This window comes from Anabaena sp. WA102 (genome assembly GCF_001277295.1).
In the GTDB taxonomy this organism is placed as follows: Bacteria; Cyanobacteriota; Cyanobacteriia; order Cyanobacteriales; family Nostocaceae; genus Dolichospermum; species Dolichospermum heterosporum.
On the sequence record NZ_CP011456.1, the window covers coordinates 1,278,920 to 1,292,281 of the forward strand.

General features: G+C 38.9%; 14 protein-coding genes and 1 pseudogene. 3 read left to right on the forward strand and 12 right to left on the reverse strand.

What is annotated here, in order from left to right:
• Positions 1–57: 57 nt before the first annotated feature.
• Together AA650_RS05385 and AA650_RS27625 are read right to left on the reverse strand one after the other, a co-directional pair.
• Entirely contained in the window at positions 58–429 is a 372-nt protein-coding gene (locus AA650_RS05385; RefSeq protein WP_053538268.1) for a hypothetical protein, read from the reverse strand.
• 11 nt (positions 430–440) lie between these two features.
• A complete protein-coding gene (locus AA650_RS27625) occupies positions 441–590 on the reverse strand; it encodes a DUF4276 family protein (RefSeq protein ID WP_168637211.1) in 150 nt (49 codons plus the stop codon).
• A gap of 343 nt (positions 591–933) precedes the next feature.
• Here AA650_RS27625 and AA650_RS05390 point away from each other — a divergent pair, with 343 nt between their 5' ends.
• Positions 934–1,500, forward strand: coding sequence for a Uma2 family endonuclease (locus AA650_RS05390; protein WP_053538269.1), 567 nt, complete (start codon positions 934–936; stop codon positions 1,498–1,500).
• Between the two features lie 118 nt (positions 1,501–1,618).
• Here the strand turns inward: AA650_RS05390 and AA650_RS05395 are convergent, their stop codons facing one another.
• The 4 genes from AA650_RS05395 to fdxB all read right to left on the reverse strand — a co-directional run bounded on the left by AA650_RS05395 (position 1,619) and on the right by fdxB (position 5,829).
• Complete coding sequence (locus tag AA650_RS05395) at positions 1,619–2,215, reverse strand: cytochrome c oxidase subunit 3 (protein ID WP_015078454.1); 597 nt, start codon at positions 2,213–2,215, stop codon at positions 1,619–1,621.
• 100 nt (positions 2,216–2,315) lie between these two features.
• Positions 2,316–3,980, reverse strand: a complete 1,665-nt coding sequence (gene ctaD / locus AA650_RS05400) for a cytochrome c oxidase subunit I (RefSeq protein WP_053538270.1) — start codon at positions 3,978–3,980, stop codon at positions 2,316–2,318.
• A gap of 49 nt (positions 3,981–4,029) precedes the next feature.
• The gene (gene coxB / locus AA650_RS05405) at positions 4,030–4,965 is read right to left on the reverse strand and encodes a cytochrome c oxidase subunit II (protein ID WP_053541197.1); all 936 of its coding nucleotides are present in this window, start codon (positions 4,963–4,965) and stop codon (positions 4,030–4,032) included.
• Positions 4,966–5,535: 570 nt separating this feature from the next.
• Positions 5,536–5,829 carry a ferredoxin III, nif-specific gene (fdxB, locus tag AA650_RS05410; RefSeq protein ID WP_039200275.1) on the reverse strand — a complete coding sequence of 98 codons (294 nt, stop codon included), beginning with the start codon at positions 5,827–5,829 and terminating at the stop codon, positions 5,536–5,538.
• Positions 5,830–6,730: 901 nt separating this feature from the next.
• On the opposite strand from fdxB, the gene AA650_RS05415 reads away from it, so the two are divergent.
• Entirely contained in the window at positions 6,731–8,317 is a 1,587-nt protein-coding gene (locus tag AA650_RS05415) for a helix-turn-helix domain-containing protein (RefSeq protein WP_053538271.1), read from the forward strand.
• 315 nt (positions 8,318–8,632) lie between these two features.
• Complete coding sequence (locus AA650_RS05420) at positions 8,633–9,361, forward strand: hypothetical protein (RefSeq protein ID WP_053538272.1); 729 nt, start codon at positions 8,633–8,635, stop codon at positions 9,359–9,361.
• Positions 9,362–9,394: 33 nt separating this feature from the next.
• Here AA650_RS05420 and AA650_RS05425 read toward each other — a convergent pair whose 3' ends face one another.
• From AA650_RS05425 to AA650_RS05450, 6 genes and pseudogenes are all read right to left on the reverse strand, one after another.
• The gene (locus tag AA650_RS05425; RefSeq protein WP_053538273.1) at positions 9,395–9,691 is read right to left on the reverse strand and encodes a hypothetical protein; all 297 of its coding nucleotides are present in this window, start codon (positions 9,689–9,691) and stop codon (positions 9,395–9,397) included.
• A gap of 32 nt (positions 9,692–9,723) precedes the next feature.
• Positions 9,724–11,036 (reverse strand): annotated as a pseudogene (locus AA650_RS05430) (ABC transporter substrate-binding protein).
• A 99-nt stretch (positions 11,037–11,135) separates the two neighbouring features.
• The gene (locus AA650_RS05435) at positions 11,136–11,888 is read right to left on the reverse strand and encodes an MBL fold metallo-hydrolase (protein WP_053538274.1); all 753 of its coding nucleotides are present in this window, start codon (positions 11,886–11,888) and stop codon (positions 11,136–11,138) included.
• 180 nt (positions 11,889–12,068) lie between these two features.
• Complete coding sequence (locus AA650_RS05440; protein ID WP_053538275.1) at positions 12,069–12,257, reverse strand: type II toxin-antitoxin system HicA family toxin; 189 nt, start codon at positions 12,255–12,257, stop codon at positions 12,069–12,071.
• A 2-nt stretch (positions 12,258–12,259) separates the two neighbouring features.
• Positions 12,260–12,478: a type II toxin-antitoxin system HicB family antitoxin gene (locus AA650_RS05445; protein WP_039199611.1), complete on the reverse strand. Its 219-nt coding sequence runs from the start codon at positions 12,476–12,478 to the stop codon at positions 12,260–12,262.
• A 72-nt stretch (positions 12,479–12,550) separates the two neighbouring features.
• A complete protein-coding gene (locus tag AA650_RS05450; protein ID WP_053541198.1) occupies positions 12,551–13,321 on the reverse strand; it encodes a circadian clock KaiB family protein in 771 nt (256 codons plus the stop codon).
• Between the last annotated feature and the right edge of the window lie 41 nt (positions 13,322–13,362).

Sequence of the window (13,362 nt, forward strand, 5' to 3'; positions counted from 1 at the left end):
TTCCCTCTGGAACAGTTTGGGGTGCGGAATGTGGGATGAAATTCCCAAATTGAACCTTTAAAACTCAAACCTCAGTGCGTCTTTGCGCCTTTGCGTGAGACTAAAATTCATACCCTTAATCAGCAACGCCAATTTATCAATATATCGGACAAATTCTCCCAAACTAGGAACGCTATTAGCAAGGTACATATATAGAAACTCGTAATCTAAATTAGATGCAAGTCTATTGATTTGTTTCTCGCTTTTGTTATAACCTTTTCCTGCATAGTTATAAATCTGTTTCAGATCATCAGCAGGATGAGGTCTTTGTTCCATATCATCAGTTTGAGGATTAAATCCAAAAATTGATTGAATTTGCTCTGGAGTCAAACCTGGATCTATTTTGAGAAAGTGATTATATTCTGCTAAAAACCATGATTCCACTTCCATAACAGCAAGAACTATATTTTCATTATTACTTTATCAAAGTTAATTCCTTGCCGAGATTTAATCTCTATGGAAATCTGAAATTTTCCAGCAATTTCTCTCAGCAACTTTGCGACAAAAATCTGTTCTGTTTTACCCTCTACAAAAATAGCTAATTTTTTCACTATTCTATATTTTCCTCATTACCTCAACTGTGGTAATCATCATGTTGTAACCGATTACATTGAAGTGATCACGATTATAGCAAAATGGGGACTATTGCTAATGTGAAGGTCTACAATTTTCTAGTAAGTGATAGAACTTACGCAAGTGTCACACCAAAACTCTGTTGTAGGGTGCGTCAGACTGCATAAATCCTGCAAATAAATAAATTGTTGATATCTGACGCACCCTACCAATATGCCAGTTGCTTAAGTCCTGAGTGAATTACATTTAATTTCGTGCAGAGACGGAAAGGGAAATCAATAGTGTTAAAATCTAACTAAGACAATAGATGGAGTAACTCTGATGCTACAAGTTAAACATCAATTTCAAAGCTTTGAAGAATATTTATCTTATGATGATGGTACGGACAAACTTTATGAATTATTTAATGGAGAGTTAATAGAAATGCCACCAGAATCAGGAATTAATGTGCAAATTGCCAATCGTCTTTTCTTAATCTTTGCATTGTTAATAGGGATTGATAGAGTGCGAGGACATGGTTTAGAGTTGGAAGTCAGAGGAGAACCGAGAAACCGTTATCCTGACCTGACTATTATTCGAGAAGAGCATATTCAACAATTAGCAAATCGGAACACTATTCGCCTATCAATGCTACCACCTTTATTGGTTGTTGAAGTTGTTAGTCCTGGGGAATTACAAAGAGATAGAGATTTTATTGCCAAACGTCTACAATATCAAGATTGTGGTATTCCTGAATATTGGATTATTGACCCCCAAACCCAAAGCATATTGGTTTTAGAGTTAATTAACAAAATTTATCATGAGATTGGGATTTTCTCCGGTGATGATTTAGTTTTATCTCCACAATTTAATAGTCTAAACTTGAAAGGATCACAAATTTTTGCATAAGGAAAATGTGTGAATCAGGATATCCAGGATTTAAGGATTTACAGGATTAGGAAAATGTCTAAATCAAGGTTTTCAGGATTTGAGTAATTCATCATTGAGAATTACTCATTACCTATATTTACAAAATATTGAGCAGGTACACCAATGTGAAGAGAATGATCCAAATAATATCCACAAAGTGCCAATAAATTTCCGCCATTTCGATGCCCGTATGTTTAGTGGCAGAATAATGACCACGACGGAAAGAACGCCATAATACACCCAAAATTAATAACAATCCAATAAAGACGTGCAAACCGTGAAAGCCTGTCATTAAATAAAAGCAATTAGAGAAAACATTAGTAGTGAATCCATAACCTAAATTCATGTATTCATAAACCTGACCAGCTAGGAATACAGCCCCCATAATTGCGGTGATAAAATACCAAAACCGCATCCAACCCACACTATTTCTTTTAATTGCCATATCACCAAAGTGAATGACAAAACTACTAGAAACGAGGATGATCGTGTTAATGGCTGGGATAAATAATTCTACTTCTGTTCCTGCTGGTGGCCAAACTGCGGTTGTCCCTTTAAAAAACAAATAGGTGGCAAAAAATCCACCAAACATTAATGATTCAGAAGCGAGAAATGTGATTAATCCCCACACTCGTAAATCTGGATGTTCTTCATGTCCGTCGCTATGATGTTCAATTGGTGTAATTGCAGTCATATGATTATTCCTAGTAAATTTTTTCTAGTCTCACGCAAAGGCGCAAAGGCGCAAAGATAGAAAGAATTATCCTCAAAAAACCTCTGCGTACCTCTGCGTTTTAATCTGTTAGCGATGATTTATCATGTCCATAGTCATAAGGTCCATGAGTAACAACGGGTAGAACTTCCCAGTTTTCAATAATGGGTGGGGAAGAGGTTGTCCATTCCAAAGTTAAACTTTCCCAGGGGTTATCACCTGCGAGTTCGCCGTTTTTCCAACTAAAAATGGCGTTTAAGGCGAAGGGAATGACAGAAATACCCAAAAGGATTGCGCCAATGGTGCAAAGCTGGTTTAAGCTGGTAAATTGGGGGTCATACATGGCAACTCGGCGGGGCATTCCTTGTAACCCTAGTTTGTGCATGGGTAGGAATGTGAGGTTTGTGCCGATGAAGGTGAGGACAAAATGAACTCGTCCCCAGGTTTCGTTCATCATTCTGCCGGTGATTTTGGGAAACCAGTGATAGATACCTGCGTAAATCCCAAAGACTGAACCACCAAATAAGACGTAGTGGAAATGACCGACTACATAATAGGTGTCGTGAACGTGAACGTCAAAGGGGGCTGTTCCCATGGTTACGCCGCTTAAACCGCCCATGACGAACATGGAAAGTAAACCAATGGCGAATAACATGGCGCTGGTGAAACGGATTTTTCCTCCCCAGAGAGTTGCTACCCAACCGAAGATTTTCACACCTGTGGGGACTGCAACTATGAGTGTGGAAATGGTGAAGAACATCCGCATCCAACCGGGTGTGCCACTGGTGAACATATGGTGAACCCAAACGAATAAACCAACGACACAAATGGCGACTGTGGAAAAGGCGATCGCTTTATAACCAAATATCGGTTTCCGGGCGTGGGTGGGAATAATTTCGGACATAATCCCGAAAATCGGCAGAATCATTAAATAAACCGCCGGATGGGAATAAAACCAAAATAAATGTTGGTAAATAACGACGTTACCACCTGCATCTGGTTTGAAGAAGGATGTGCCGAAGTTAATATCAAATAACAGCAAAACTAAACCAGCTGCTAATACGGGAGTAGAGAAAAGGGCAAGGATAGAAGTTGCTAAAATTGCCCAACAAAATAGGGGAACTTGATCCCATTTCATGCTGGGAACTTTCATCATCAAAATGGTGATGACAAAGTTAAGTGAACCTAAAATTGAAGAAGTTCCTACCAAAACAATCGCTAAAATCCACATTGTTTGGGCGTTGTTGGCGGTAACTAGACTTAATGGTGGGTAAGCTGTCCAACCTGATTGAGAACCACCAAAGATAAAACTACCTAATAATAATAATCCGGCGGGGGGATTTAACCAAAAGGCGATCGCATTTAATTTAGGAAAAGCCATATCTCTAGCACCCATCATTAATGGGACTAGATAGTTACCAAATCCACCAATTGCACTGGGAACAATCCACAAGAAAATCATGATTGTGCCATGATTTGTCATGAAGGCATTGTACAGATTTGGATCAAGAAAGTCCGAGTCCGGTGTGGCTAATTCGGCGCGAAGGGCGATCGCCATTAACCCACCAATTAGATAGAATGCAAAGGCTGTCACCAAGTATTGAATCCCAATAACTTTGTGATCAGTATTAAATGTGAAATAATCTCGAACTTTCCAGGCTGGGGGATGAGAACTATGAGTAATCAGCCGGGTTGTTGATTCGCTTTCATCAGGTGGGGGATTAACTGGAAAATTTACTTGTGTCATATTTTTGTTAGTTGTCTTTTGTCAGTTTTCAGTTATTAGCTAATAATTACTAATGACTCATAACTAATGACTTAAGATCTGCTGGACTTACTTCCAAATTGTGAATGTAGGGGTCAAGAAATTCTGACGGAGATAAATTCTCCAAATTAACTGCTACAGCATGATTCATATCTTGCTTTTGGGCAATCTGGTTTTCACTCATCCAAGCATCATAATCTGCTTGTTCATGGACGATTACTTGCGATCGCATTGAACCGTGATAACCACCACACAATTCTGCACAAACTACCGGATAAGTACCAGTTTTTGTAGCTGTAAATCGCAGTTGTGTAGGAACTCCAGGAATAGCATCTTGTTTCAGACGAAATTGGGGAACCCAAAAAGAATGAATCACATCATCTGCGGATAAATTCAATTGCACATCAGCACCAACAGGAACGTGCAATTCTCCAGCAGAAATACCACTTACAGGGTAATTAAATAACCACGCAAACTGTATACCCTTAACATCTACAACCAAATCAGCCGGTTTATTTTTGGTTTGCGGATTTTCACCAATCCCAATATTAGCTGTTTGACTAACATTCATAGCGCCTGCTGACTCATGGTGAGGATGACTACCCACACCAAAACCACCCATTTGGTTATAAATATCAACACTATAAATACCTAAAGCAATCACAATTACCGTAGGAATTGCCGTCCAAAAAATTTCTAAACTCAAGTTACCTTCTACAGGTGTACCATCAGAGTTATCTCCTTTGCGTCGTCTATAGATAACTAGAAACAGCAGAATCGTCCCTTCAACAATTAAGAAAAGAGCAACCGCAATTGTTAACATGATATTGAAAAAACCATCCACCAAAGGCGCTTGTTGCGATGCTGCTTCCGGTAATAAATGATGATTTTGACCAACCCAGATACTGATAGGGGCTATGATCATCCCAGCTAACAGTGTCCACAGCGAAACAGGAACTTTTTGCATAAATGCTACCTGCTTTGTAAATAGTAGTAAAACCAGAGTCAACAGATTTTGCATTGACTCCACCAGACAAGTGTAGAGCTTGAGGATTTTAGATTGGTGGTTTTTGATTAATTCCGCCCTGAAGAGGCGGGGAACCTGTCCCGAAAATTCCCAATCTAAAATCTGAAATTTTTCGGTCAGTAAAGATAGACTTTGGTAGCCACAGAATTATTTTCTGAGGACAAAATTATCTTTGATATTTTCACTATTACTGTTCTAACTTGTATCTAATCAAAAATCGGTAAACTTCCATATTTTTTCATATTGATAACCACAAAATCCCCGACTTCTTGAAGAAATCGAGGATCTAAGAGGTTGATATTTTCATAAATCAAATAGCAGCAGAAAAAATATTAGCAAGTATGATTTTTTTAGATGATAGCAACTTACGATTTACGTTTCTGTTTACTGCAAACCTTTTAACCGACTACGGTAAATATTAAGATTCCCCTCTAATTACCTTGCCTATAGACTTAACCAAAATAACCGATGTTTTGCAGGACATCACATCGTTAAACATTACCAAAGATGTTATTTGTCTAGTGTTACATGACTATAACAATTTTTAGAACAAATTCGAGAACAAGCTTCACAGCCAATACAGTTTTCTGGGTTAGTAACAACCATTACTTTCCGTTCTACTTCTTCCTCATCTTCATCTTCTACAAATTCACCTTCTTCGTTTAAAGGCATTAAGCCCAAAACTTTATGACCACAAACTTTCATACATCTGCCACAACCGATACATTTCTCTTTATCTATTTCTTGGGCAAATTTAGGAGTCCAAGCAGTACCTCCAAAGGTCAATCCTGTTAATGTAGCCATGAATAAAACCTCAGCAATTTTAGCTAGATGTTAGTTAATCCTTTAATCTTCATACTAGCCTGATATTTCATTTTTTCAATCACAAAAGTTAACTTTTTTATCAAATTTTGATGACCTGCTAAATAATATTATTTATTTTTGCTTATTTTAAACTATTAAATGATATTACTTATTGATAAATTTATCTAGTGTGCTTGGATAAAAAGCTGATTAATCAAAGGTTTCCAGAATTGTGTTTAAAGTTATTTTCTCAATAAATATCAATTAATGCGTCTAAAAATACCCCATTCAATAAGAATAATAATCAATTAGCACCCATTATTATTAGCTTCATTAACCTCCTATTTGCAAATATTTTCTAATTAGATAAAAATATTCTACTAACAGTATTAGTAAATACAAACTTAAAAAAATCATTTCCTCTATTTTTGAACCATTTTCTTCACATCCTAAATCACGTAGGTTGGGTTGACAAAGGAAACCCAACATTTTCGCCACCTTGTTGAGTTTTGTTCCATTACTCCGTAACGCTGACGCGAACAATCCAACCTACAGCTATAAGATGTTCTTCAAAAACATTCAGACTAATTTATATAGCCCAAAATAAACATTATGACAGTAAATATCCAGGTAAATATTAAGAAATCCTGCCAAGCTCATACTGAACAATCTTATTGAAATCTTTATGAAAAGTATAGTTAATGAAGAAGCAATGAAGCCCAACTTTGCAAAATATAAATAGCTACAAAATCTGGCTTCATTCACCCTATGAGTAATTAATCAGGCGAGAAACATATCTTCTTGTTATAGAGGTAATTTGGTAGCGAGTTATGAATCAAAAGGACACATTAAGGGGAGACTTGAGCCAAACATCTCAACGATTAAAGTAGGAAGACGGACTATGCCGCATATAATTCCTAACCACAGTTGCGTGGGATGTGACAACTGCCGACCCCTATGTCCTACGGGTGCAATTAAAATCAAAGATGATGAATATTGGGTTGATCCTGCCCTTTGTAATAATTGTGATGGCTATTATTCACAACCACAATGTGTAATTGCCTGTCCCACAAATGCGCCTATTCCTGTACACGCCAAAAAAGGAAGATGTAAAATTGAACCACGAGATGTTACCAGTCCAGATTTATTTTCTAATGGTAAGAATAACCCCTTCGCTTCAGCCATAGTTATCTGGGAAGCTTGTAATTTACTAGCACAACGAACATCTTTACAATGGGAAAAAGATGAGGAAGGTAACTTACATTACAGTCGCTCAGTTAATCAAGGACGAGGGACAATTTCCTTTCATCTTCAAGACCTATTTCCAGTTAACAACCGTGCTAATAATTCACAAGCAATTGATTATTTAGACATCCGGGCTGCTTGTATTCATCTTATTTTCGCCGCTCAAATTACAGCCTTAGATCAACCTTGGGAAGAAGAATTTACCATTGATGAACGACAAATTGAACAGTATTTGGGCTTAGAAAAACGTAAAGACCTCAGCAAAAGTGCCAAACTCGGTTTAATTAAAAATATCGTCTCTCAGACTTGTTCTCTCATGGTTTCTATTGACTGGCCACAACAAGGTAGAGTTCCCAGTTTTTCCATTAAAGATAGTTATTTATGGAATTTGACAGATACCCAACACCATTTTCAAGAAGATGATCAAGGTTGTAAATATTTAGTGGGACTGACATTTACAATTAAAGCTGGGATTTGGACTAAACATTTCTTCAACAGACAAGGATGCAAAGAACGAACCACATTTTATCAATATGGCAGTCTTCCCAAAACTTTACTCACCACAGTTATGAGTCTGTGGCAACAACACGAAGGTGCTGTTAGACTTATGCTTTGGTTATTGTTTAAAACAAAAATGGGGAGAGAACAACGCATCACTATTCCTACCTTGCTGCGCGTTGCTTATGGTGAGGAAAAAGTGACCCAAGCTTCCAGACACAGGGAAGAACGGAAACGCCTACTTAAAGCCTATGAAAATGATTTAGAAGTTCTCAATCATTATGGAGTCAAGCCATTATTTGATCCTGTTACCTATCCCCCGGAAATTCAGCCCCTGTGGGCAAAATTAGTAGATATACCGGAAGATCCAGAGGAAGCGTTAGAATTTTGGATTAATGATGGTAGTGGTGAAAATCGCCTCACAGACAGCGGACCACGTGGTAAATGGAATTTACTTCTGAACGCACGCATTTTATCTTTTGAACTCCCGACCGATTGGGAAAATCGTTCAGAATCAGATAAAAAACAACGTCGCTCCACTAAAGCAAAAAGCAATCATCAACAAACAGGTAATTTGCTAGGGGAAGAGGTTATGGAAGGACGAAAAAAAATGAACCTCTCCCAAAGGGAACTAGCCAAGTTGATGGAAAAAAGCCAAAGCTGGATTCGTGATGTGGAAAAAGGGCGCTTAAAAGCTAAACTAGACGATCAAATGCTCTTGAGACAATTGCTAGATATTTCATAAGGTACAGCAGGAGTCAGGAGGAAAATTCTCTTGGCTTTTGATGTAAATTTTTTACGCAGCTTAGTTAATTAAACAAAATCAAGATCCGAATTTTGATTTTTGGTGTTAGATGGTGAGTATTAACAAAATTTGTTAACTTGAGATGATATCTAAGTAGGTAAACAGGAAAATTTAAAGGTATGTAACGGTATGTAAAGTTGTCTCAATGCAATATTCTGATTGAGTTTCAGCCATTTTACAAAACGCAATACCCCTCATTTTTATTTTGTTTACCTACTTAGATAGGTATCAATCTTAATTTATTGAGGAGTGAACATGAGTAATATTATTTTTCGTAAAACTTGTTTAGCCTTACCAAGTCTTGCAGCTTTGGTAGTTTTAGGTAGCGGACTTTCCGTAAATGCTCAGACAGTCGAACCAGGAACAATTGTTCTTCCCACCAAGCAAACATCAATATCCACCGTTGCTACAGAAGAAATAGCCAGTCGGACAATCACACCCGTACCAGGAACTGTAGAAACTTCATCAGTTATGCTCAATTCTGGTTCTACACAAGCTACCGAAAAAACAGAACCATCCAATCAAATAGCACAAAGTCCGATTGGCATAGGTAGAGCCACTCGTGGTGGTAGTAGCTATATTGGTGTTGGTCTCAACGTTGGTGCATCCGGTAGCTTTTCAGCTTTGAGTGATGGTAATTTCACTGTTATCAGTAAAATTGGTCTGACCAAAACCCTATCAGTTAGACCATCAGTAATATTAGGAACAGATACAACATTTCTTGCTCCTATTACTTACGACTTTGCTTTTAAATCACCAGATCCATTTACAGAACCTTTACCCATAGCTCCTTATATTGGACTAGGTGCAGCCATTAAAACAGGTGATAAGTCTAACACTGAAGCTGCTTTGCTAGTCACTGGTGGTATAGACGTACCTCTCAATAGCAGATTAACCGCCACAGCCGCCGTCAACGCTGGATTTTTTGATAAAACTGATGTGGGAATTTTATTAGGAGTCGGTTATAACTTTACTGGTTTTTAGAAGCGAGTAGGGGCGCAGGGCCTGCGCCCTTTCTCAGGAGTCAGGAGTCAGGAGTTCAGAAAGAAGAAAGAAGAAAGAAGAAAGAAGAAAGAAGAAAGAAGAAAGAAGAAAGAAGAGGGAAATTTCTCCCCCTGCCCCTACATCCCCCACATCCCCCACATCCCCCACATCCCCCACATCCCCCACATCCCCCACATCCCCCACATCCCCCACATCCCCCACATCCCCCACATCCCCCACATCCCCCACATCCCCCACATCCCCCACATCCCCCACATCCCCCACATCCCCTACATCCCCCACATCCCCCACATCCCCCACATCCCCCACATCCCCTACATCCCCTACATCCCCTACATCCCCTACTTAGGACTCACCTTATCAATCACCTTGATTTTGCCATCATCGCCCACAGTCCAGACATCATAAGTACCAATGACATCACCATTAGCGTCAACATCTACATCACCGCTTGCGCCTTGATAATTAATTTGTTTCCCTTCTTTAAGTAGCTTCAATCCTTCACAAACATCGCTAACTGGTGTACCTTGACCAGCGGATACTTCCCGAATTTTACCAGCAATAGCAACCCCTGTATTTTCCTTCGCAGCTTGAGCGGCTAATACCAACAAAGCCGCAGCGTCCCAAGATTGAGGTGCGTATTCTCCAGGAGAACCGCCTTTTTTCTCTTGCCAAAGTTTATTAAAGTTTTCCAAACCTGGACCACTAGAACCAGGAACTGTCCCAATAGCCCCCGATAAAATATACTTGCCGTCACTACCTTTGCCAACTTGGTCAGGGAAAGTAGAAGATTTTACGCCGTCCGTGAGTAAAATTTGTACGCCTTTCGTGACACCTTGTTGATAAGCAGCTTTGAGAAATAAACTCCCTGTTTCCGCATATAATACGCCTAAAACCGCATCTGGTTTCCCAGCAAAAGCCGCAGTTGCTTCTGTATCAAATGTTTGGGATTTGGGATCATAGCGCACAGGCTTATCTTTATTAACTACTGTTCCGCCCAATTTTTCAAAAGTATCTACAAATGCTTTTTCAAACCCCACGCCATAGTCATTGTTAATAACTACTGTGGAAACTCTTTTAAAACCTTTTTCTTAGCAAGTTGAGCTAAAGCTAATGCTTGATAGGTATCAGGGGGAGCAGTTCGCGCCCAAAAGCCCTTAAAGTCACCTTTTTTAGCTTTGTCGGTAAATACGGGGCTGGTGCTACCAGGAGAAATCAGCATGACTTTATTGGGTACAGCAACAGAAACCGCCGCAGTGGAAACGCTACTAGCAAAAGAACCGACTACACCAGCTACCTTATCTAAGGTTGCTAATTTGGTCATTCCCGCAGCACCGGCTTTAGGATCTGTTTGGTCGTCTACTTGTACTAAAGTGACTTTTTCACCGTTAACACCCCCACAAGCGTTAACTGTGTCTACTAATAAGGGAACTGAACCAACCATTTGTTGTCCAATGGAAGCTAAGTCACCTGTTGTGGGTAATAAACTACCAATTTTCAATCCTTTAGTATCACTGGTTGTAGTGGTAGCACTTGGGGAAGTGGTACTACTTCCAGTAGATGATGGGGGATTGGGATTTTCGCAAGCGGCTAACAAGAAACCACTGGCTAAGGTTGCTATACTCAAGGCTAGGGAAACACGAATTTTTGCCATAGTTAATCACACAGATATTCAGAAAACTTGATGTAGATATATTTACATCAAGCCTTTAAATCGCAGATTATAACATCCTCAAACTATCATTGGTTTCAATTAAACCATAACTTTTTCACCGGGTTTAGGGGCAATTACCTGGGTTGTTAAATTGTTTTTCCCTAGCAATGCGCGAAATTCTGCCACAGTTCCCTTTTCTTGCAAGAATTTTACTAATATTCCTGCAAACAAAATATCCCCTCCGGCTGCGGTAGGGAGGATAAATTGAGGTTTTACGGATTTTGCTACTTCTAGGGCGCTATTCATCCCTTTGATAATCGGACCGAGTAAGGGTAAGCTCAAATCAATGATTGGAGTGATTACTACGTCAATGGGTGCTATTTCTTTGAGTTGAGGGGAATGATAGCCATGAGGTTCATAATAAAGTGTGGAATTATTTACTAAATCTTTGAGCAGATAGCCGTTTTCTAATAGGGTGGGTCCAATGGGAGAACCAGGAAAAGCTTTGATTTCTACTTGCTGATTTAAGGTAAAGGTTTCGCCATGATTGAGGCTAATTATTTGTTGATAACCCAGTTGTTTGACAACTTTGGCAGCATTGGGGGAAGCGACAACTGGGATATTTTTGTTAAGCTGCTTTAGGGTGGGTGGGTGTGCATGATCTTCTAAACCTTGAGAAAGCAAAATTAAATTTATATTATCTGGTATTGACCGATCCTGAGAACGAGAACCTTTAAATAACCAATCTAAGTTATTAAAGGTTAAATCACCAATTAACCAAGGGTCAATAAGTATTCGTTGTTCACCAATTTCAATTAACCAACTATTACTATCTAACCAAGTAAGGTTCATAATCACAGAAATTCCTTATTTTTAATATTAAAGATCAAACTTCGTAAATAGCGATTACTAGGTCGCGCTATCTCTATTCCTATGGCTCCTGCGTCGCCACGCAAGCTATCGGAACGCTACGCGAACGCGAACGCTATCACACTCCATTCTCGATAACTACAAAAACTGACACTATAATGTTTAAAACTTGGGTAATAGGTCAGCTTGTTTACAAATTGCATTGGCAGTAATATGATCAATTGCACGATGCCTTTTGACGGGAATAGTTTTTATATCATTAGTATAAATAGAATGATTGCCACCTTCCCGCAATAAATAAAATCCATTTTCTTCCAAATACTTAATTAAATCTTTTCGTTTTACTGACATAATCAAACTTCTACAGGAATTTGTTCCAGTAAAGAGTTTCCTGTGGGAATTTCTTTATTTTGTTGATGATAGGCAAGAATCATTTCTTTGAGTGCATCTTGTAGCATAGCTCTACACATTTCTAGTGTTTCTCCCTCAGTAATGACTTCTTGCCATTCAATCAATTGTCCCATATATCCACTATTTATTTTGGTATATTTTGCGGTGTATGTAGTTAGCATAAGACATTAATCAAGAGTATTCTATAAATTATAACTTTTTTTTGAGTTTATACATTCTTTGTCACCGGTTGTCTATTGTCCTGCTAACATTTGTAATAATTTATCCATGTTATCTAAATTACCAACCATCCGCCGAATTGGATGGGGCCAAACCTTAACTAAAGTAGGAGTAGCGGAAACTTGATCAATTTCTGCCTGTTCTGGATTTGTGAGGACATCAATAACTTTGAGAGTATAAGGATATCCTAGCGATCGCTCTAAGGATTCGTGCAAGTTCTGTAAAATTTTTTCTGTAGTCGCACTATGACCAGCCACAAACAAACGCAAAACAAAGCCTGGCGCTCCTTGAATATTTTGTAGCACAGGTTGTCTATTGACAACTGGTGGCTGGTATTGCGAGGGAGAATCAGCCAAATCTAAACGCACAATTAAATCATGATCTCGCCAAAGCTGAGGAAATGTCGACCGATAAGTTGATAATACCAAGCGATCGCACAAACCATCCTGCCAAGGTGCTGATTGCCATACCAAATCCCCCGTCCCAAAAATCGCATTCAACACAGCCTGATGCCTAATCACCGCCGGATAAGCTTCGGCAAAAATTTGCACTTGTTGAGTCCGAGGATTTAACCAGTGATCAATAGTTGCAGTATAGCAAGGCACTAAAAAATGTGGCGGCTCCGGTAAATCGAGAATTTCCTGCAAAGCCGCACATAAATTTAAATGCCATCGTCCTTGCTTACTAGGGTCAATACAATATATCAAATCCCCCCCAGGCGTAAACAAGGCAATACCCTTGAACAACTGGGGTTTAGAAAGTTTGTCTACATTCAACTTAGTCATTAGTGATTGGTCATTGGTCATTGGTCATTGGTCATTACCCA